Annotated in this window: 21 protein-coding genes; 19 read left to right on the plus strand and 2 right to left on the minus strand. The window is 35.4% G+C overall.

Annotated elements, in window-relative coordinates:
- The gene (locus AB6B24_RS02625) at window positions 1–942 is read right to left on the minus strand and encodes a prenyltransferase (protein ID WP_311802522.1); all 942 of its coding nucleotides are present in this window, start codon (window positions 940–942) and stop codon (window positions 1–3) included.
- A gap of 153 nt (window positions 943–1095) precedes the next feature.
- Between AB6B24_RS02625 and AB6B24_RS02630 the strand changes: the two genes are divergently transcribed.
- The 18 genes from AB6B24_RS02630 to whiA all read left to right on the plus strand — a co-directional run bounded on the left by AB6B24_RS02630 (window position 1096) and on the right by whiA (window position 20457).
- Window positions 1096–1359 carry an ACT domain-containing protein gene (locus AB6B24_RS02630; RefSeq protein WP_003130922.1) on the plus strand — a complete coding sequence of 88 codons (264 nt, stop codon included), beginning with the start codon at window positions 1096–1098 and terminating at the stop codon, window positions 1357–1359.
- A gap of 117 nt (window positions 1360–1476) precedes the next feature.
- Window positions 1477–2814 (plus strand): PFL family protein, encoded by a 1338-nt coding sequence (locus AB6B24_RS02635; RefSeq protein ID WP_003130925.1) that lies wholly within the window; start codon window positions 1477–1479, stop codon window positions 2812–2814.
- Window positions 2815–2913: 99 nt separating this feature from the next.
- On the plus strand, window positions 2914–3393 hold the full coding sequence (locus AB6B24_RS02640; RefSeq protein ID WP_058220042.1) for a hypothetical protein: 480 nt from the start codon (window positions 2914–2916) through the stop codon (window positions 3391–3393).
- 66 nt (window positions 3394–3459) lie between these two features.
- Entirely contained in the window at window positions 3460–4155 is a 696-nt protein-coding gene (locus tag AB6B24_RS02645) for a histidine phosphatase family protein (protein ID WP_003130927.1), read from the plus strand.
- Window positions 4152–4898 carry a D-alanyl-D-alanine carboxypeptidase family protein gene (locus AB6B24_RS02650; RefSeq protein ID WP_311802525.1) on the plus strand — a complete coding sequence of 249 codons (747 nt, stop codon included), beginning with the start codon at window positions 4152–4154 and terminating at the stop codon, window positions 4896–4898. The genes AB6B24_RS02645 and AB6B24_RS02650 overlap by 4 nt, the downstream gene beginning before the upstream one ends.
- A gap of 13 nt (window positions 4899–4911) precedes the next feature.
- Window positions 4912–5316 (plus strand): hypothetical protein, encoded by a 405-nt coding sequence (locus tag AB6B24_RS02655; protein ID WP_017864407.1) that lies wholly within the window; start codon window positions 4912–4914, stop codon window positions 5314–5316.
- 221 nt (window positions 5317–5537) lie between these two features.
- Entirely contained in the window at window positions 5538–6581 is a 1044-nt protein-coding gene (gene hrcA / locus AB6B24_RS02660) for a heat-inducible transcriptional repressor HrcA (RefSeq protein ID WP_015426234.1), read from the plus strand.
- Between the two features lie 29 nt (window positions 6582–6610).
- Window positions 6611–7150 (plus strand): nucleotide exchange factor GrpE, encoded by a 540-nt coding sequence (gene grpE / locus AB6B24_RS02665; RefSeq protein ID WP_012897593.1) that lies wholly within the window; start codon window positions 6611–6613, stop codon window positions 7148–7150.
- Window positions 7151–7222: 72 nt separating this feature from the next.
- Window positions 7223–9046 carry a molecular chaperone DnaK gene (dnaK, locus tag AB6B24_RS02670; RefSeq protein ID WP_311802529.1) on the plus strand — a complete coding sequence of 608 codons (1824 nt, stop codon included), beginning with the start codon at window positions 7223–7225 and terminating at the stop codon, window positions 9044–9046.
- A gap of 212 nt (window positions 9047–9258) precedes the next feature.
- Complete coding sequence (locus AB6B24_RS02675) at window positions 9259–11022, plus strand: oleate hydratase (RefSeq protein WP_369164121.1); 1764 nt, start codon at window positions 9259–9261, stop codon at window positions 11020–11022.
- Between the two features lie 66 nt (window positions 11023–11088).
- Complete coding sequence (locus AB6B24_RS02680) at window positions 11089–12228, plus strand: M20 peptidase aminoacylase family protein (protein ID WP_311802532.1); 1140 nt, start codon at window positions 11089–11091, stop codon at window positions 12226–12228.
- A 121-nt stretch (window positions 12229–12349) separates the two neighbouring features.
- The gene (locus AB6B24_RS02685; RefSeq protein WP_047206337.1) at window positions 12350–13051 is read left to right on the plus strand and encodes a DeoR/GlpR family DNA-binding transcription regulator; all 702 of its coding nucleotides are present in this window, start codon (window positions 12350–12352) and stop codon (window positions 13049–13051) included.
- Window positions 13052–13135: 84 nt separating this feature from the next.
- Entirely contained in the window at window positions 13136–14053 is a 918-nt protein-coding gene (pfkB, locus tag AB6B24_RS02690; RefSeq protein ID WP_311802535.1) for a 1-phosphofructokinase, read from the plus strand.
- Window positions 14053–15957, plus strand: coding sequence for a fructose-specific PTS transporter subunit EIIC (locus AB6B24_RS02695; RefSeq protein ID WP_311802645.1), 1905 nt, complete (start codon window positions 14053–14055; stop codon window positions 15955–15957). The genes pfkB and AB6B24_RS02695 overlap by 1 nt, the downstream gene beginning before the upstream one ends.
- 86 nt (window positions 15958–16043) lie before the next feature.
- Entirely contained in the window at window positions 16044–17489 is a 1446-nt protein-coding gene (cls, locus tag AB6B24_RS02700) for a cardiolipin synthase (RefSeq protein WP_311802536.1), read from the plus strand.
- 79 nt (window positions 17490–17568) lie between these two features.
- Complete coding sequence (rapZ, locus tag AB6B24_RS02705) at window positions 17569–18456, plus strand: RNase adapter RapZ (RefSeq protein ID WP_047206334.1); 888 nt, start codon at window positions 17569–17571, stop codon at window positions 18454–18456.
- Window positions 18453–19436, plus strand: coding sequence for a YvcK family protein (gene yvcK, locus AB6B24_RS02710; protein WP_010905658.1), 984 nt, complete (start codon window positions 18453–18455; stop codon window positions 19434–19436). Before rapZ ends, yvcK begins: the two co-directional genes overlap by 4 nt.
- A 103-nt stretch (window positions 19437–19539) precedes the next feature.
- Window positions 19540–20457 (plus strand): DNA-binding protein WhiA, encoded by a 918-nt coding sequence (gene whiA / locus AB6B24_RS02715; protein WP_369164124.1) that lies wholly within the window; start codon window positions 19540–19542, stop codon window positions 20455–20457.
- 43 nt (window positions 20458–20500) lie between these two features.
- On the opposite strand, the gene AB6B24_RS02720 is transcribed toward whiA, so the two are convergent.
- Window positions 20501–21058 carry a TetR/AcrR family transcriptional regulator gene (locus AB6B24_RS02720; RefSeq protein ID WP_311802537.1) on the minus strand — a complete coding sequence of 186 codons (558 nt, stop codon included), beginning with the start codon at window positions 21056–21058 and terminating at the stop codon, window positions 20501–20503.
- Between the two features lie 155 nt (window positions 21059–21213).
- On the opposite strand from AB6B24_RS02720, the gene AB6B24_RS02725 reads away from it, so the two are divergent.
- Window positions 21214–22092 carry an ABC transporter ATP-binding protein gene (locus tag AB6B24_RS02725; protein WP_311802538.1) on the plus strand — a complete coding sequence of 293 codons (879 nt, stop codon included), beginning with the start codon at window positions 21214–21216 and terminating at the stop codon, window positions 22090–22092.
- The last annotated feature ends 6 nt before the right edge of the window (window positions 22093–22098 follow it).

The following is a 22098-nucleotide window of genomic DNA, read 5'->3' on the forward strand; positions in this document are numbered from 1 at the left end:
TTACTTAAAAATAATTCCCAGTAACAACGTAAGGGCAAGAGAAGCATTAAATAACATCAGATTGTCAATTTGAAGGTGGAAAGTCTCTGATTTACTTTGTTTGGCTCTAAATTTTTTAATATTAGGAATAACTTTCAGGGCAATGATGCTCATTAATAATGACCAAATTGGTAAAATTCCCAAAGCAATGGCAATTAAAATACAAAGTCCAGCAAATAAATATAGTCCAGTAAATACTTTTAAACTGAGTGGAATCTTTAGATAATAAGGTAAAGTATAACGCTCATTGCGAATGTCCTGTTCTAAATCGCAAATATTATCAGAAAACATAATATTAAAATTTTGAACGAAACACATCAGACCGACTAGAAGGATTGGTAAAAGAATTTTAAAGTCCCAAGTCCATGTCATGAACCAATTCCTGTCAAAATTAATGAAAAAATAGCCTTTATCATAAGAATTAATATAGACAGCAAGGAAAAAACCAAAGAACCCTTCGCAAAGACCCGCTAAAATTTCGCCCAAAGGAAAACGAGAAAAAGCAAAAGGACCATAAGTATAGAAAATAGCAATTAAGAAACAAAGTCCACCAATTGGTAAAATCGCAAGATTAGTCAAGGAAAGAACAATGAGTCCAACGACTACATCAATCGCTAAAAGTGCCAAACAAATGTTTAAAGCAAGTTTAGGATTAATCGATTTAGCAACGATAATATTCCATTTCTTATACTCAGGATCAAGTGCTTTTTGATAATCCATCAGATTATTCCAAGCCGAAACAAAAAGATTAATGCTTGCTAAACCAATAAAAAATAGAAGCGTAGGCCAAAAATGAAAACTTCCAAAGTACCAAAAGGCAAAAAGACAGCCAGCAATCGGTGATAATAATGCTGCGGGCAAGGTTTGAATACGTGTAAAATTAAAAAAAGTTGTTAAAGTCATGATAAGCTGATTATAGCAAAAACTAGCCAATAAATCATGAATGATTTTGACTGACAGAGCTGTCAGCAAAAGTTTATTTTACTGACAAGAAAATTGACTGAAAATTTAAATAAAAATGTTATAATAGGATAAAAATTTGAATGGAGAAACAAAATGCGCGCAGTTGTAACAGTAGTAGGAGCAGATAAAATTGGGATTGTTGCTGGAGTCACAGCAACATTAGCAGAACTTGAAGCAAATATCATTGAAATTTCACAAACCTTGATGAGTGGAGCTTTTACCATGATGATGGTAGTTGAAACACAAAATAGTGATTTTTCAGCCTTTCAAGCAGAACTTTCAAGAAAAGGTGAAGCCTTGGGTGTCAATATTCATGTTCAAAATGAAGCAATTTTTAACGCCATGCACAAATTATAATTTACTGACAGAAAAAAAATTAGCCAATAAATGACTTTTATTTAAAAGTATTTTTACTGACAGCACGAAAAAAATTTCTGTCAGTAAAATTTTAATCAAAACTAAGGAAATTAAATAATGGATATTCAAAATATCAAAGAAACAATTGCGATGATTGAAGAACAAAATTTCGACATTCGCACAATAACAATGGGAATCAGTCTTCTTGATTGTATCGATGCTGATATTGATAAAGCAGCTGAAAAAATCTATCAAAAAATTGTCAAAAAAGCAGGAAAACTTGTTGAAGTAGGTAACGAGATTGGACATGAACTCGGTATTAAAATTGTAAACAAACGTGTTTCTGTAACACCCATTGCAATTATCGGAGCAGCAACAGCTGCTGATGATTACACACCACTTGCTCTTGCGATGGATCGTGCAGCAAAAGAGATTGGCATCGACTTTATTGGTGGCTATTCTGCTCTTGTGCAAAAAGGCTATCAAAAAGGTGATGAAATTTTGATTAAATCAATGCCTAAAGCACTAGCAGCAACTGAGCGCGTATGTGCTTCGGTAAATGTTGGTTCAACTAAAACAGGTATTAATATGACAGCAGTTCGAGATATGGGTGAAACCATAAAAATCATGTCTAAAGGTGATAAATGGCTCAATGCCAAACTTGTTGTCTTTGCTAATGCCGTTGAAGACAATCCATTTATGGCAGGAGCTTTTCATGGAGTTGGGGAAGCAGATACGATTATCAACGTCGGAGTTTCAGGACCAGGTGTAGTTAAACGTGCTCTTGAAAAAGTCCGCGGAGAATCTTTTGATATTTTAGCCGAAACCATTAAAAAGACAGCTTTTAAAATTACAAGAATTGGTCAACTTGTTGGTCAAATGGCTTCAGAAAGACTTAATGTTGAATTTGGAATAGTTGATTTATCACTTGCACCTACACCAGCAATTGGCGATTCGGTTGCACGCGTTTTGGAAGAAATGGGACTTGAAACTGTTGGGACTCATGGCACAACAGCCGCTCTTGCAATGCTTAACGACGCCGTGAAAAAAGGCGGAGTTATGGCAGCTGAACGTGTTGGTGGACTTTCAGGAGCCTTTATCCCAGTTTCAGAAGACGAAGGAATGATTGCCGCTGTCAATTCTGGGGCATTGAATATTGAAAAATTAGAAGCCATGACTTGTGTTTGTTCAGTTGGCTTGGATATGATTGCAATTCCTGAAGAAACACCGGCATCTACCATTGCAGCAATGATTGCTGATGAAGCCGCCATCGGGGTCATTAATCAAAAAACGACAGCAGTACGGATTATTCCAATGGGCAAAGAAGGCGAACAAATTGAATTTGGTGGACTTTTCGGTGTAGCCCCAGTTATGCGAGTAAACAAAGCATCGTCAGCAGATTTTATTGCTCGTGGCGGTCAAATTCCAGCACCAATTCATTCATTTAAAAACTAAAAATACTTTTATAATTCAGCTCCTAAATATTTCTAAAAAATGATGAGCGCTTCCAAAAATGATATAATAGAAGAAGTGAAAAAATACGGAGGTTATTTTATGGCTTACAAAGTGAATTTTAAAGATGTAGAAACAGTTGGCTTGGAAACTTCGCCCGTAGCTGATGCTTTAGCAGGTTTACGAGCTAATGAAGCACGTTATTTTTGGAATAAGTATAAATTTGAGTATCTCACATATCCAGCTCATGAAAAAGCCGACGAAGTCGCTTTGTTTGAGAAAATTTTACTTGAAGAACGTAATTTAAAATTTTCAGCAAAAATACTCGAAGTTGCTATCTATGAAAATGATGAACTCTATTGGCCTGAATTCTATTACGAAGATGGTATGGTTTTAAATCTACTCTATGAAAAAGTTGGACAAGAGGGCAAGAAACCAAAACGGGCAGTTGGAATAAAGTTGTCAGTGGGTATGGAAATCCCCAAAGAACTTGAGGGAAAATTCAAATTTGCACGCCAACGTTCAAAACTCGCAGGTGAGATAAGAGGTTCCTACTTTACAATTAAACAGGAATGGCTGTAATTTTCTATATAGATAGAAATATCCTATCGTAATTTTTTGTTAGAATCATTAAAAAGGGGAGTAGAAATGGTAAATATTTATTTAGTTCGACATGGAAAGACAATGTTTAATACAATTGGCAGAGCGCAAGGTTGGTCTGATACACCTTTAACTGCGGCAGGAGAACAAGGAATTATTGAACTTGGTCTAGGCTTCAAAGAAAAAGGCATTAAATTTGACCGAGCTTATTCATCTGATTCTGGACGTACAATCCAAACAATGGGTTTTATCTTGGCTAATTCTGATAATGAAGGAATTCCATACACTTATGATAAAAGAATCCGTGAGTGGTGTTTTGGTTCATTTGATGGTGGCTATGACGGAGAACTTTTTGATGGCGTTTTACCAAGAATATTTACCGAAACTGGAAATCATCATACCGACGAATTTCCTCCAGATGAAGTAATTGCTAATGCGATTTTTGAAGTTGATACGGCTGGCTGGGCTGAACCTTGGGAAAAACTTTCAGGACGTATCATGGATGGTTTTACAGATATTGCCAAGGAATCTGAAGCAAAAGGGGCTAAAAATATTGTTATTGTCAGCCATGGAATGACCATTGGAACTTTTGTAAAACTCGCTCACCCAGAACTCCCTCGTCCACATGGTCTTGATAATGGTTCTGTCACTCATTTAAGTTTTGAGGATGGAAAATTCACCATTGGAAAAGTCGGAGACATGTCTTATCGAGAAATAGGGAGTGAAAAGTTAGCTAAAAAATGAAAAGAAGAATAATATTTAGTTTAATCGTGCTTGTTCTTTTAATCATTGGCGCTTTAGGATTTATTTTAATCACCAATGATAAGTCAAATTCAACAAACGAATCAGCTAAAAAAACAAGTATTTCGTCATCTAAAGAGGTGGCAAAGAAAAAAGATTTACCTGACGCTAAACAATCAGATTGGGATTTAGTATTGGTGAGTCGAAAATCACCTAAAGATGAAATGAACCCAACACTGGCAACCGTAAATGGGATTCAAGTTGATCAAAGGATAGCATCAGCGGTTCAACAATTTTTAGCAGCAGCCCAACAAATATCACCAGCTGAACATTTAATCTCAGGTTATCGGTCAGTCTCATATCAAGAAGGGCTTTATCAATCTTATGTCCAAGCAGAAATGAATGGTCAAGGAACAGTAAATTCTAGTGGAAATCCAATTTCAGAAGAAGAAGCGATAAAAAATGTGCAAACTTATTCTCAGCCACCAAGAAGTTCAGAGCATCAAACAGGATTAGCGATTGATATGAGTAATATTGATAGCCTGAATGAGAGTCAATATGCAAAACAAGTTGCAGCAATTGCTCCCAAATATGGATTTGTTCTTCGTTTTCCAGAAGGGAAAAAGGCAGAGACAGGAATTGGCTATGAAGACTGGCATTTTAGATATGTTGGTTTAGAAAATGCTAAATATATGACCGAACACAATCTTACTTTAGAAGAATATCTAAAACTATTACCAGCATAAAGGAAATGAATTCATGCTAAACCGAACCAGACTTCTACTCTATGTTAATGTTGCTCTATTTATTTACAGTGTCTCGGAAATGATTAAAGTTCTCCTTGTTCATAATAATTTCTTTAGTCAATTTTTTAATAACTTATCGACAAATATAAAAACATTAACGACTAAAATTTCGTCAACAATTACGAGTTGGCAAAGTTTAATCTATTTATTGATTTTTGCTTTATTAATCTTTCTATTATTGAAATTTTGGCGTTTTACTTTTATACTTTTAGAAATTATTTCGGCACTTTTGATTATAGATTATGCCATACTTTTCATTCAACATGAAGTAAAGTATGAAAGCCTCTTTGTCATTGCTGTAATGGTAATTACAGTCATGAATATTTGGCAAACATCCAAAGATTCCAATCTTTTATAAATCAAATTAGCACTCTAATAAAAAGAGTGCTAATTTTTATGTCTTTTTGCTTGACAAGGTATAAACAAAGGGTTATAATAAATTTGTTAGCACTTAGAGATGAAGAGTGCTAAAACAGAAAAAAGCTTGTAGATACTAAACAGAAGTCAAAAGCTCAAGAAATTTTAGAGCTTGCGAAAGAAGTTTTGCAAAACTTCCTATCTGTGGAGAAAGGAGTAGCCATGATTACAGAACGTCAAAGACAAATTTTAAATTTGATTGTTTCTCTTTATGCCAAAGAGCATACGCCAATCGGTTCAAAGTCGCTCCTTGATAGTATTCAAGCTTCTAGCGCTACAATCCGAAACGACATGAAAGTTTTGGAAAAACTAGGCTTGATTCAAAAAGAACACACCTCAAGTGGACGTGTTCCAAGTGTTTCAGGTTATAAGTATTTTGTAGAAAATGTCATCCAGTTAGATGAATTTAGTCAAAATGACTTATTTAAAGTGATGAAAGCTTTTGATGGTGATTTTTATCGCCTATCTGACCTGTTTAAAACAGCAGCTAAAAGTTTATCAGAACTCACTGGTTTGACAAGCTTTGTTCTTAATGCTCCTCAACGTGACCAACAATTAGTTTCATTTGAAATGGTCATGCTGGATAGTCATTCAGTACTTTCAGTTATAACATTAGGGACTGGTGAAGTAAGAACAAATCAATTTATTCTTCCAAAATCGATGACCGAAGCTGATTTAGCAGTCTTTAGTAATCTAGTTAAAGAACGTCTGGTTGGTAAAAAAGTGATTGATATTCACTATACTTTACGAACAGAGATTCCCCAGATTGTTCAGCGTTATTTCAAAGTTACGAGTGAAGTTCTCCAACTCTTTGAATCAATTTTTGATGATTTGTTCAAAGAACGGCTGACCGTCGCTGGGCGTAAAAATATCTTTGATTATGCAACTGACAATCTTGCAGAATTATATAAACTCTTTAGCGATGATGAACGGATGCTTCATGAAATTCGCGAAATCACTAATAACGATGAAATGCGTGCCGTTAAATTTGACAATGACGAAAAATACATGAAAAATTTAACGATTATTTCGCAAAAATTTGTTATTCCATATCGCGGTTTTGGTACTCTAACAGTCGTTGGACCTGTAGAAATGGATTATCAAAGGACGTTATCAGTTCTTGACTTAGTTGCTAAAGTTTTAACTATGAAGCTGAGTGACTATTATCGTTATCTTGATGGTAACCATTATGAAATTAGTAAATGATAAAAAAGTTATTTAAAAAAGGAGGGCCTATGTCCGAAGAAACTAAAGAAGAAATCAAAAATGAAAAAGTTGATGAAGAAGTGACTGAGGAGTTAACAGAGGAAGCACTTGAGGATATTGTTGAAGAAGAAATTAACGAACTTGATGAAGCACAAAAGTTAGCGACTGAGTGGGAAAATAAATTCCTTCGCGTTTCTGCAGAAATGCAAAACGTACAACGTCGTGGAAATGAAGAACGTTTGCAACTTATCAAATATCGTTCACAAGATTTAGCAAAAAAAATCTTATCTTCACTAGATAATCTTGAACGTGCACTTGCTGTTGAAGGATTAACGGATGATGTTAAAAAAGGCCTTGAAATGGTCCAAGAAAGCTTGATTTCAGCGCTTAAAGAAGAAGGCGTTGAAGAAGTTTCTTATGAAAGCTTCGACCATAATCTTCACATGGCTGTTCAAACTGTCCCAGCTGATGATGAACATCCAGCTGACAGCATCGTGCAAGTTTTCCAAAAAGGTTACCAACTTCACGAACGTTTACTTCGTCCAGCAATGGTTGTCGTAGCACAGTAAATTAAAAAATAAATTGACCGCAAAGTCTTTAAACTATTCATAAGTAATAAGAAATAAAGGAGATTTAATAATATGTCTAAAATTATCGGTATTGACCTTGGTACAACAAACTCAGCAGTAGCAGTTCTTGAAGGAACTGAATCAAAAATTATTCCAAATCCAGAAGGAAATCGTACAACACCTTCAGTTGTAGCTTTCAAAAATGGTGAAATCATTGTCGGTGACGCTGCAAAACGTCAAGCGGTAACTAACCCAGAAACAATTATTTCTATTAAATCAAAAATGGGAACATCTGAAAAAGTTTCTGCAAATGGTAAAGAATACACACCACAAGAAATTTCAGCAATGATTCTTCAAAACTTGAAAGCTACAGCAGAAGCTTATCTTGGAGAAAAAGTAGAAAAAGCAGTTATCACTGTACCTGCATACTTCAATGATGCTCAACGTCAAGCAACTAAAGATGCTGGTAAAATTGCTGGTCTTGAAGTAGAACGTATCGTTAACGAACCAACAGCAGCAGCTCTTGCTTATGGTCTTGATAAAACAGATAAAGATGAAAAGATTCTTGTATTTGACCTTGGTGGTGGTACATTCGACGTTTCAATTCTTGAACTTGGTGATGGTGTCTTTGATGTTCTTGCAACTGCTGGTAACAACAAACTCGGTGGTGATGATTTTGACCAAAAAATCATTGACTGGATGGTTGCCGAATTCAAGAAAGAAAACGGAATTGACCTTGCCCAAGATAAAATGGCTTTGCAACGTTTGAAAGATGCCGCTGAAAAAGCGAAAAAAGACCTTTCAGGTGTAACAACTACTCAAATCAGCTTGCCATTCATCACAGCTGGTGCTGCTGGCCCTCTTCACTTGGAAATGGCTTTGACTCGTGCTAAATTTGATGAATTGACACATGATCTTGTTGAAGCGACACGTCAACCAGTTCGCCAAGCCCTTTCTGATGCTGGCTTGTCAACTTCTGATATTGACGAAGTTCTCTTGGTTGGTGGTTCAACTCGTATCCCTGCTGTTGTTGAACTTGTTCGTCACGAAACAAACAAAGAACCAAATAAATCAGTAAACCCTGATGAAGTTGTTGCTATGGGTGCAGCAATTCAAGGTGGTGTTATTACTGGTGACGTTAAAGATGTTGTTCTCCTTGACGTTACTCCACTTTCACTTGGTATTGAAACAATGGGTGGTGTCTTCACAAAATTGATTGACCGTAATACAACTATCCCAACTTCTAAATCACAAGTCTTCTCAACTGCTGCTGACAATCAACCCGCTGTAGATATTCATGTACTTCAAGGTGAACGTCCAATGGCAGCTGATAACAAAACCTTGGGTCGTTTCCAATTAACAGATATCCCTGCAGCACCACGTGGTATTCCGCAAATCGAAGTAACATTTGATATTGATAAAAATGGTATTGTTTCTGTTAAAGCTAAAGACCTTGGTACACAAAAAGAACAAACAATCGTTATCAAATCAAACTCAGGTCTTTCTGATGAAGAAATTGATAAAATGATGAAAGATGCTGAAGCAAATGCTGACGCTGATGCAAAACGTAAAGAAGAAGTTGATACACGTAATGAAGCTGATGCTTTAGTTTTCCAAACTGAAAAAACTTTGAAAGATCTTGAAGGAAAAGTAGAAGAAGCTGAAGTTAAAAAAGCTGAAGACGCTAAAGAAGAACTCAAAAAAGCGCTTGAAGGTGAAGATATTGATGATATCAAAGCTAAATCAGAAACACTTTCTGAAATCGCTCAAAACCTTGCTGTAAAACTTTATGAACAAGCAAATGCAGCTCAAGGTGAAGCTGGACAAGCAACTGATGCTCAAGAAGCTCCGAAAGATGATAATACATTTGATGGTGACTTTGAAGAAAGCAAATAATAATTTATAAAAGCACTGATTCTTTTGTCGGTGCTTTTTTTTATAAAAATTGGACAAAATAGACATGTTGTCTAAAAACTATTTCAGATTCTTGCAATCATTTTCTTCTTGTACTATGATGAAATTAGTAAGAGATTGGAGGAGAATTAAAAGTAAAGAGACTAAAAATTTAGTCAAACTGATGTTGTTTAGATTAGAGGAGGTTAATTATTATGCGTTATACAAATGGAAATTATGAAGCTTTCGTTCACCCAAGAAAACCAGAAAATGTTGATCAAAAATCAGCTTACATTATTGGGGCAGGCCTTGCAGGGCTTGCAACAGCAGTATTTTTAATTCGTGACGGTCAAATGTCAGGAGACCGTATTCATATTTTAGAAGAGTTATCGTTGTCAGGAGGTTCTCTTGACGGTTCATTTATTCCACATGATGGTTTCGTTGTTCGTGGTGGACGTGAAATGGAAAACCATTTTGAATGTCTTTGGGACTTATTCCGAACAATTCCGTCATTAGAAGTGGACGATGCATCTGTTTTAGATGAGTTTTATCGAATTGACCGGGATGACCCAAATTCATCTAACTGTCGTATTATCCATAATCGTGGTGAACGGGCTGATGACGATGGAAAATTTACCCTAAGTCCAAAAGCTCAAGAAGAAATAATCAAATTGTTCATGACTAAAGAAGAACTACTTGTAGGTAAAACAATAGAAGATTGCTTTACTGATGAGTTCTTCGAATCAAATTTTTGGCTTTATTGGTGTTCAATGTTTGCTTTTGAAAAATGGCATTCAGCTATTGAAATGCGTCGTTACATTATGCGTTTCATCCATCATATTGAGGGATTACCTGATTTTTCTGCCCTAAAATTTACAAAATATAATCAATATGAATCGCTAGTAAAACCATTAATTTCATACTTAAAAGATCATGGAGTTGATTTTAAATATGGAGCACAGGTTGAAAATGTTGAAGTTGACTTTTCAAATGGCAAAAAGGTAGCAAAAGCTATTGTATTTGCTGACAAAAAAATAAAAGAACTGACAGAAAATGACTTAGTTTTTGTCACAAATGGTTCAATTACAGAAAGTTCAACTCAAGGTTCACCAACACAAGCCGCTCCAAAAACTAGTGAACTTGGTGGCTCTTGGAAACTCTGGCAAAATTTAGCTAAACAATCAGAAGAATTTGGACATCCAGATGTTTTTTGTAAGGACATTCCAAAAGAAGCTTGGGTTGTATCAGCAACTGTCACTTGGAAAAATTTAAAGATTCAACCTTATTTTGAAAAATTAACACATCGTCAATTGCGTTCAGGAAAAGTTGTCACAGGAGGAATTATTACTGTTAAAGATTCAAATTGGCTCCTTTCATTTACAACTCACCGCCAACCTCATTTTAAAGAACAAAATGACCAAGAAACAGTAACTTGGGTTTATGGTCTTCTTTCAAATACACCTGGGAACTATATCAAAAAACCAATTGAAGATTGTACAGGCGAAGAAATTACTCAAGAATTACTTTATCATTTAGGAATGCCAGAAGAAGAAATTGAAGCATTTGTTAAAGAAAATACTAATACAATCCCAGTATATATGCCTTTCATTACTTCTTATTTCATGCTTCGTGAACCAGGGGATCGGCCTCTTGTAGTACCTGAAAAATCAGTCAATTTAGCGTTTTTAGGAAATTTTGCGGAAACTGAGCGTGATACAGTCTTTACAACCGAGTATTCAGTCAGAACTGCGATGGAAGCTGTTTATCAATTATTAAATTTTGATCGCGGTGTTCCGGAAGTCTATGCTTCAGCTTATGATTTACGAACTTTAGCAAGTTCAGCCTACTATCTATCAGATAAGCAAAAATTAGAAGATTTAGAGCTCTCATTTATTAAAAAACAAGCGCTCAAAGTGGGACTTAAGAAAATCAAAGGGACATATATTGAAGAACTTTTAGAAGATGCGGGTCTGATTTAAAATTTAAATGAAGTCACAAGAAATAGCGAAGGAGCAGCCTTCGCTATTTTTGATACAATTATTCTTATGATTGAAGAAAATTTATACCAAGAGCTTGTTGAAATTAGACATTATCTTCATGCTCATCCCGAAATATCAGAAAAAGAAGTTGAAACGACAAAATTTATTCGTCAAAAATTAGCAGATTGGCAAATTGAAATAATGGATAGTCAGCTTAAAACAGGACTTGTTGCAAAAATTGGCTCTGGAAAACCGATTATAGCGCTAAGAGCAGATATTGACGCCTTGCCTATTCTAGAAGAAACAGGATTAGAATTTTCATCTGTAAACAAAGGAGCAATGCATGCTTGTGGTCATGACTTACATATGACTAGTCTTTTAGGAGCTGCTAAAATTCTAAAAGAGAAGGAAAGTCAGCTTAGTGGGACAATCAAACTCATATTTCAACCTGCCGAAGAAATTGGCGAAGGAGCCAAAGAAATTCTAAAAACAGGATTAGTTTCAGATGTTCAAGCTTTTATTGGCTACCATAATATGCCTACTTTGTCAGCTGGAGTAATTGGCTTACGTAAGGGTGGAGTAATGGCAGCCGTTGAACGTTTTGAAATTTTAATAAAAGGTCAAGGAAGTCATGCGGCATATCCGCAAGAAGGTCAAGATTTGATTTTAGCTAGTGCTGCGATCGTTCAAAATCTACAACAAATTGTTTCTAGAAATATTTCACCACTGAGAGCTGCTGTTGTATCTGTCACACACATTGAAGCCGGAAATACTTGGAATGTTTTACCAAACAATGCTCGCTTAGAAGGGACAATACGAACTTTTGACAATGAAGTACGTTCTTTAACTAAGAGAAAATTTAGCCAAATTATCGAAGCCACTGCAAAAGCTTATGATGTTGAACTAGAGATTAAATGGTTAATGGAAGCGGACCTCACGTTTAACGATTTCGAGTTGACAGATGTTATCAGGAAAAGAACCGAGCAATGGCATGATAAAGTGGTATATCCAGAGCCATCAAGTGCGGGGGAAGACTTCGCTAATTATCAAAAGCAAGCTCCAAGTGTCTTTGCTTTTATAGGTTCAAATGAACAAGGGGCCTCTGGACTTCATTTTGCTGATATGGTCGTTCAAGATGAAACTCTAAAAGTTGCTGTTGACTACTATTTGGAAAGCGCTCATCAATTACTTGAACACTTTAAATAAAAACTATTAATAGATAGTTTTTTTATTTTTGAATTTTTTTGGAAGAAAATGATAGTTAATGATTGATTTTGAAAGATAAAGGTGTTATAATGATTTTTGTAAACGAATTCAGGAGATGGAAATGTTAGCAAATGAAAGAAAAAGACGGATTGTTGACTATCTAAAATTAAAAAGAAGAGCAACAATTGAAGAACTTCTTACATTAATGGATTGCTCTATATCAACACTTAGACGAGATTTGAACGAATTGGAAAAAGAAAAATCTTTAAGACGAGTTCATGGTGGTGCAGAACTTACACAAGACTTATCGGAAGAATTAAGTATTTCCGAAAAAACTTCCAAAAACATTCAAGAAAAAGAAGAAATCGCTCAAAAAGCATTATCGAAAATTAAAGATGGAGATATTATTTTTTTAGATGCTGGGACTACAACCGGTATCTTAGCTGAATTTATCAATCAATCTCATCTTTATTTAACGATTGTAACCAACTCTGTCAGTCATTTGGCGAAATTAACAGATGACCGATTGATCGTTTATCTGCTCGGTGGACGAGTGAAAAAGGTAACAGATGCAATTATTGGGAGTCAGGCTTTAGAACAACTTTCTGCATATCAATTCAATAGTGCTTTTGTTGGAGCTAACGGCTTTGACAATGAACACGGAGCAATGACACCAGACCATGAAGAGGCAGCAATAAAAGGACTAGCAGTCAAACAAAGTCAGAATGCTTTCATATTAGCCGACTCTTCTAAATTAGGACAAATGAGTTTTGTCAAATTTGCTAATTCTGAAGAAGTTGAATTAATTACCGAGAACAATTAGCGTTTGTTTTTAAATGAATCGTGTGAAAAAAATTTCACTAAAAGTTAGTATTTGTAAAACCTACGTCTTACATAAAGGAGAATTATGATTTATACAGTAACACTCAACCCAGCACTTGACTACTTCATGAATTATGAAGAGTTAGCACTTGGTGAGGTGAATCGAACAGGGAAAACACAGGTTTCAGCAGGTGGTAAAGGAATTATGGAAAGCCGCATGCTAAGTCTTATAGGTGCCAAAAGCAAGGCACTAGGATTTCTAGGTGGATTTTCTGGTCAATATATTAAAGATTTCTTAAATGAGAACCAGATTGATTCGGATTTCACAGAAATAGAAGATTTGACAAGAATTAATGTCAAGCTGAAAAGTCAGGAAAACGAAACAAGTCTTGATGCGGCTGGACCAAAACTTCAAGAAAGTGAAATTAATCATTTTCTTGAAAAATTTGATCATTTGAAAGAAGATGATATCGTTGTCTTTGCAGGTACAATCCCTAAAAGTCTTGGTGAAGATTTCTATGAGCGTTTGATTGCTAAAGTACAAAAGCAAAAAGCAACTTTTGTCATGGATGTTGATGGTCAAAAATTACTTGATTCGCTTCCTGCTAATCCCCTACTCATTAAACCAAACCGAGAAGAACTAGAAGCAATCTTTGAAACAAGCTTCAAAAATAATGAGCAAATCATTCCTTATGGTCAAAAACTTTTAGAAATGGGTGCTCAAAATGTTATCGTATCAATGGCTGGTGATGGAGCACTCCTCTTTACAAATGAGAAAGTTTATTTTGCTCAAGGGATTAAAGGAGAGTTAAAAAATTCTATTGGTGCTGGTGATTCGACCGTTGCAGGATTTTTAGCTGAATATAGCCAGTCTAAAGACCCACTATTAGCATTTAGACAAGCAATCGCTTGTGGAACTTCAAAGGCATTCTCAGATGATATGCCAAGCCGAGCATTTTTGGAAGAAATTTATAAAAAAGTTAATATTTCAGAGGTGAAATGATGGAAATAAAAGATTTACTTAAAACAGAGGTTATGATTCTTGACCTCCAAGCAACTAGCAAAGAAGCCGTTATTGATGAAATGGTCAATAAATTAGTTTCTGAAGGATATGTCAATGATTTCGCAACTTTTAAAGCAGGAATTATGGCACGTGAGGCACAGACTTCAACTGGACTTGGTGACGGAATTGCAATGCCTCACAGTAAAAATATAGCGGTTAATGAGCCAGTCGTTCTCTTTGCAAAATCAAAAGTTGGTGTTGACTACGCCGCATTAGATGGACAACCTGTCAATCTTTTCTTCATGATAGCAGCACCAGACGGTGCTAATGATACTCACTTGGAAGCTTTAGCACAACTTTCCACTTATCTTCTTAAAGACGGTTTCCAAGATCGTTTGAGAAAAGTTGAGTATCCAAGAGAGGTCATTCAGCTTTTTTCTGAAAAACAAGAAGAAATTAAGACTGTTGAAAATGCTGAACATTATATTGTAGCTGTAACGGCTTGTACAACGGGTATTGCTCATACTTATATGGCTGAAGAAGCGCTTAAAAAACAAGCCCTGGAAATGGGCGTTGGAATTAAAGTTGAAACTAATGGTGCGCGTGGAATTGATAATAAATTAAGTGCAGCTGATATCCAAAAAGCAGATGCTGTTATTGTAGCTGCGGATAAGAAAGTTGAAATGAATCGTTTTGCTGGTAAAGAAATGGTTCAAGTTCCAGTTGCACATGCCATTCGAGATACGGAAGAATTAATTAATCGTGCACTTTCAGGTAAAGCACCAATTTATGAAGCAGACGGATCTGATGAAGTAAAAGAAGAAGCATCTGGTGGATTAGGAAAAGCATTCTATAAACACTTAATGGGTGGGGTTTCTGCAATGCTTCCATTCGTTGTTGGTGGTGGGATACTTATTGCTCTTGCTTTCTTGATTGACCAAGCAATGGGAGTTCCTCAAAGTCAATTGGCTAATCTAGGAGTTTATCATCCTTTAGCAGCTTACTTTAAAAATGTTGGTGGTGCAGCTTTTGCTTTTATGTTACCTGTTCTAGCTGGTTTCATTGCCAACTCTATTGCTGATAAACCTGGTTTAGTTGCTGGTTTTGTCGCTGGTTCTATGGCATCTTCTGGTCTTGCATTTGGTCATTTAGATCCTGCTAAAATGATTCCGTCTGGTTTCTTAGGAGCCCTAGTTGGTGGTTTCCTTGCCGGTGGTGTCATTATCCTTTTACGTAAAGCTTTTGCAAAACTTCCTCGTTCACTTGATGGAATTAAAGCTATCTTGATTTATCCATTAGTTGGAACATTTATTACAGGTTTCCTAATGCTCTTTGTCAATATCCCAATGGCAGCAATTAATACCGGTCTCTCTAACTTCTTAGCGAGTCTATCAGGAGCATCTGCCCTTGTACTTGGTTTAGTTGTTGGTGGAATGATGGCTATTGACCTTGGCGGTCCAATTAACAAAGCTGCTTATATCTTTGCAACTGGTACTTTAGCAGCAACAGTTTCAACTGGTGGTTCAGTAACAATGGCTGCCGTTATGGCTGGTGGGATGGTTCCACCACTTGCAACTACAGTCGCTGTTATCTTGTTTAAAAATAAATTTACTAAAGAAGAACGCAATGCTGGTTTGACAAATATCGTTATGGGGCTTTCATTCATCACTGAAGGGTCAATTCCATTTGGTGCATCTGACCCCGCACGCGCAATTCCATCATTTATGATTGGAGCAGCAGTAGCTGGTGGTTTGACTGGTATGGCAAACATTAAATTGATGGCACCACATGGTGGAGTCTTCGTTCTCGCTTTGACAAACAATCCTTTACTTTATCTCTTGTTCATCTTGATTGGCGCAATTGTTTCAGGCCTATTATTTGGTGCATTGAAAAAAGCAAAATAAAAATGAATGAGAATAATAAGAGCGGTTTAATACCGCTTTTTTTGATATAATAGAGGAAGTAAACTGGGGGATTGGGAGAGATTATTTTGAGTTTTATTGCACTTTTTGAGCTGGCGCTTTTTTTCCTTAATGTTATATTATCCTTTGTCATTATTTTTAGGGAAAGAAAATCAACAGCGGCAACTTGGTCATGGCTCTTTGTAGTTAATTTACTGCCTATCATAGGCTTTATTTTATATTTACTCATTGGACGTGGCATTTCACATTATCGTATTTTTAAAGACCGAAAAAGGTTTCAGTTGGGTTTTGAAAAACAATTGGAACATGCTGAAAAATCTTACACAGATCGATTATTTATTAAAAAAATGAGACAAAATCATGTAATTGGTCAGTTGATTCATATGCTTTATGTTGAAGAAAAATCAATTATTTCAACAAATACTGGTGTGAAAATCTTCAATGATGGACGTCAGAAATTTAATGCTCTGATTGATGATATTAATAAAGCAAAACATCACGTTCATATGGAATATTATATTTTTCGGATGGATCGAATGGGTCATGAAATCTATGAAGCTTTACTTGCAGCTGCAAAACGAGGAGTGGAAGTTAAACTTTTAATTGACGCTTGGGGTTCAAATAAAACAAAAATGTCTAATTTTAAAGAACTTCAGGAGGCTGGTGGGCATGTAGCGCAATTTTTTCCATTAATTATGCCTTTAGTTAATCCACGAACAAACTATCGTTTACACCGTAAAATCGTTGTGATTGATGGTGTGATTGGCTATACGGGAGGATTTAATGTTGGTGATGAATATGCTTCAATTACAAAAAAATTTGGTTATTGGCGTGATAATCATTTACGTTTGACTGGTGATATTGTTTATAGCCTACAACATCGTTTTATTTTAGACTGGAATTCTCAACATCATTTTGAAGTAACCGAGGGAGAGCCTTATTTCCCAGATTCGATTGTTGAAGGCCATGTAGCGACTCAACTTGTAACTTCGGGACCAGATGAGGACAAGGAGCAAATTAAATTAACTTACATGAAGATGATTTCAGGTGCAGAGCGAGAGATTATCATTCAAACCCCTTATTATATTCCGTCTGATGCTTTACATGAATCTATAAAATTAGCATTATTATCGGGTGTACAGGTTAAATTATTGATTCCAAATAAGCCGGACCACCCACTGGTTTATTGGGCGACTTATTTCCATGCTGCTGATTTAGTTAAATATGGCGCGAAAGTTTATACTTACGAAAATGGATTTGTTCACTCTAAAACATTGATTATTGATGGAGAGTATGCCTCAGTTGGGTCGGCTAATTTAGATTATCGAAGTTTGCAATTATGTTTTGAGGCCAATGTTGTTATCTATGATTATGACATTTCTCAAAAATTACGAAATGATTTTATGAAGGATTTGAAATTGAGCCGTCCATTAACTTTAGAGCGTTATGAAGAACGTTCTAAGTTAGTTCGTTTTAAAGAAGGTTTAGCTCGTTTAATTGCACCAATGCTCTGATACCTATTATTAAAAATTGAAGTAGTAAGACTTATTGAAGAAAAAATTTAAAAGAGTAGGATGAAAATGGAGGAGAGAAATGGAGAATAAACTCAATATTGTGATTATTACAGGGATGTCTGGGGCAGGTAAAACGGTTGCCATTCAATCCTTTGAGGACATGGGTTATTTCACGGTAGATAATATGCCACCAAATTTAATTGAAAAATTTGTGGGCCTTTTGAATACACCAGATAATAAGATTGATAAAGTTGCCTTGGTTGTCGATATGCGTTCACGCGCTTTCTTTGAAGATATTCAAAGTATTGTGACTGAATTGACGGATAACGGGTCTGTTAATTTCAAACTTTTATTTTTAGATGCAAATGATACTGAATTGGTTTCAAGATATAAGGAAACTAGAAGAAGTCATCCTCTTGCTATTGATGGTAGAACGCTTGATGGAATTACTAAAGAACGTGAAATTTTAGCTGATTTAAAAAATCTTTCAGAAGTGGTTATTGATACAAGCGAATTGACTCCAAGAAATCTTCGAGCAAGAATTTTACAAAAATTTGCTTCTAGTACGGAATCTACATTTAGAATTGAAGTTATGTCATTTGGATTTAAGTATGGCTTGCCTTTAGATGCCGATTTAGTCTTTGACGTCCGTTTCTTGCCAAATCCGCATTATATTGCTGAATTACGTGATAAAAATGGAACAGATAAAGAAGTTTATGACTATGTTATGGAACATCCACAGTCGGAAGAATTTTATGAAAATTTGATGAAAATGTTAGTTCCAATTCTTCCAGCTTATAAAAAAGAAGGTAAATCGGTTTTAACAATCGCTTTTGGTTGTACGGGTGGTCAACACCGGTCGGTTGCTTTTGCTGAAAGAGTCTCTTCGGCTTTGAAGGATAAATGGCATCTCAATGTCAGTCATAGAGATAAAGACCGTAGAAAGGAAACGGTAAATCGTTCATGAGCAATCCAAAAGTTGTAGTTATTGGTGGAGGAACTGGAATTCCAGTTGTCTTAAAAGCACTTCGTAAAGAAAAAATTGATTTAACGGCTATTGTAACTGTGGCAGACGATGGTGGGTCTTCTGGGCGAATTCGTTCAGCGGTGAATATTGCACCGCCAGGTGATTTGCGTAATGTATTGATTGCCATGTCAGATATGCCCAAGTTTTATGCTGATATTTTACAATATCGTTTTGATAAATCTGATGGTGAATTAGCTGGTCATCCTCTGGGTAATCTAATTATTGCAGCAGTTTCTGAAATGCAGGGTTCAACTTATCGTGCAATTCAAACATTAGCTCAATTTTTTCATGTGGAAGGGAAAATTTATCCTTCGTCTGATGCCGCGTTGACCTTACATGCTGTTTTTAAGGATGGTCATGAGGTCTTAGGTGAAAGTCATATTGCTAGCTATAAGGGATTGATTGACCATGTTTATTTAACTCAAACAGCTAGTGGTGATAGTCCAGTTGCGTCCAAAAATGTAGTGAAATCAATTATGGAAGCAGATACCATTGTCTTGGGACCTGGTTCACTTTTTACTTCGATTTTACCTAATATCGTTATTCCAGAAATTTGTGAGGCTCTTTGGAAAACCTCGGCTAAAATCGTCTATGTTTGTAATATCATGACTCAGCGTGGGGAAACAGAGCATTTTTCAGATGCTGACCATGTTCGAGTATTAAATGAACATATTGGGACAAAAGTGATCGATACTGTCTTGGTGAATATTCAAGAAGTTCCTGAAGAATACATGAATACGAATAAATTTGATGAATATCTGGTTCAAGTTGACCATGATTTTGAGGCATTAAAAGCAGAAGAGGTCAACGTTATCTCTAATAACTTCCTTGAACTTCGTGACGGCGGAGCCTTTCATAATGGTGAAGCTGTTGCTAAAGAAATTGTTGCAATTTCACAAAGGCAAGAGTTTAGACATTAAAATAATTTACTGACAGAATGTTTGTCAGTAAATTTTTATAAGAAAAAAGTCTGACAGAAAGAATAGAGCAGGAAAAAATATCCTGTCCTGTATAGAAAGAATTATGAGTTTCACAAGTGATGTAAAAAAAGAATTAACAAGTAATTTAGCAACAACTGGAGCACTTTTGGCACTTGTCAGAATGAATGGCTCTGTGGGTATTTTTAATGGATTAACTTTATCGATTACGACTGAAAATGCTGGAACTGCTAAATATATTTATCAAATGTTAAGAGAACTCTACGATGTTCATGCTGAAATTCGTGTTCATCAAAAGACTACGCTCTCTAAAAATCGGGTTTATACGTTTTTTATAACTGAGGGTGCGAGTGAATTATTAGATGAATTAAGTTTAGCAGATTCGTTGATGTTGGATAATGGTGTGCCAGAATTTGTTAAAAATGATGAATTTATCAAAAAGGACTATTTACGAGGTGCTTTTTTATCGGCAGGCTCTCTCCATAATCCTGAAAAAGGTGAGTATCAGTTATCAATTGCTAGTGTCTATCAGGAACATGCGGAAGATTTACAAGAAATTTTTCGAGATTTTGGTTTAAATGCGCGCGTTATTGAAAGGAAAAATCGCTGGATACTCTATTTATCAAAAGCTGAAGAAATAATGGATTTCTTGACTTTAATTGGAGCGATGAAAGCAAGATTAAAATTTGAAGAGGCGAAGATTATGCGTGAAATGCGTGGTTTAGCTAATCGGCAGTCCAATTTTGAAAATGCTAATATTGCTAAATCAGTTATGGCGGCTCAAGAAGCAATTAATGCTATTCAATTTCTTAATGAGAGAAAAGAATTAGAACAACTTCCAGAGAATTTAAAGGAAATTGCTCGTGTACGTCTAGAAAATCCTGAAGCAACAATTAAAGAGTTGGGAGAGTTGCTTGAACCACCTTTAGGGAAGTCTGGAGTAAATCACCGACTTAGAAAACTTGTTGAGCAAGCTAATGAGTTAAGAAAAATTGAGAATTAAAAAAACTAGCTAGATATTCTTGCTAGTTTTTTTATACTTTCTCTTATTTCCACCCATTGAGGAAAAAACGAGAAATGATTTCAGCTTTTTCTATAAGTAAATTCATTGATAAACCTTTCATTCCTGAATTGAAAATACTTAAAATCAGGAGAAAATCTTCTTGGCTATAATCACTAGAAATTTTTCCTTCCGTCTGGCCTTTTTGAAAAAGTAATAGATAAATCTGCTTTTGTAAAAAAAGGGCATCATCATCTAGTAATTCAGGGCTATTTGTATATTGAGTCATCATGTTTTCTGAAAAAATCGGCTGATAATGTTCAAGTTGCTGAATTTTTAATTGAAGAATTGCTTGATAAGTCTGATTAAAATCTAAATTACTTTCAATAAGAGTTTTAATTTCCAAAGACAATTGATTGAGATTTTGCCTAATAACCTGGTTAATCAATTGATTTTTGCTATGAAAATATTTAAAGAGTGTCACTTTTGAAACATCCGCTTTGTGTGCAATTTCGTCAACGGTAATTTCTCTAATTGTTTTTTGGTTTAATAAGTGAAAAGTGGTTTCTAGAATCGCTTTTTTCTTTTTTTCTGTTTGATTCATAAAAGTTCCTTTCAACTTGATTGGATTGGGTATTTACTATCAAAAATTATAGCTTTTTTCTTGAACTATTTCAAATGTAAGCGTACAATATGAACTATAAGTAATGATTCAGTACATTTTATGATAATAGAGGATAAAATTCAGGAGGAAGAAAGATGGATAAGCTAGTTGAGGTAAAAGGACTTCAAAAAAACTTTGGTCAATTTCAAGCCTTAAAAGATGTTTCTTTTGAGGTAAATGCTGGAGAAGTTCTTGGCTATATTGGCCCTAATGGTGCTGGGAAATCAACAACAATTAGAATTTTGCTTGGAATCATTCGAGCGACCCAAGGAAAAGTTCAAATTTTTGGTAAGGATGTCTGGCAAGATTCAATTGAGATTCATAAAAAAATTGCTTATGTTCCAGGGGATGTTTACCTTTGGCCAAATTTATCTGGCGGAGAAACGATTGATTTATTTTTAAAACTTCATGGAGCAATCAATCAAGAAAAACGAGACCAATTAATTAAAAAGTTTGATTTAAATCCTAAGAAAAAAGTGCGCTCTTATTCTAAAGGAAATCGACAAAAGATTGCGCTCATTGCTGCTTTAGCAACTGAGGCTGAGCTCTATATTTTTGATGAGCCAACGAGTGGTTTGGATCCGCTTATGGAAGCCGTTTTTCAAGAAGAAGTAAAAGAACTAAAAGCTGCTGGTAAAGCAATTATTTTATCAAGTCATATTTTATCAGAAGTTGAAAAATTAGCTGATAGGGTAGCGGTGATCCGAAAAGGAGAGATTGTTGAAACAGGCACACTTGATGACTTACGACATTTGACCAGATATCAGTATAAAGTTGAAATGGAGCAAGAAGCTGTTGGTTTAAAAGAATTATCTTCTGTTCATGATTTACAAATTAAAGAGAATGAAGCGACATTTCAAGCCGATTCAGATGCAATAGATGAAATTCTAAAAACACTCTTACTTTATGGAGTAAAGAAACTTGAAGCTACACCGCCAACACTTGAAGACCTGTTTATGCGACATTATCAATAGGAGGCT

The organism is Lactococcus sp. AK05 (genome assembly GCF_041026685.1).
GTDB lineage: Bacteria > Bacillota > Bacilli > Lactobacillales > Streptococcaceae > Lactococcus > Lactococcus lactis.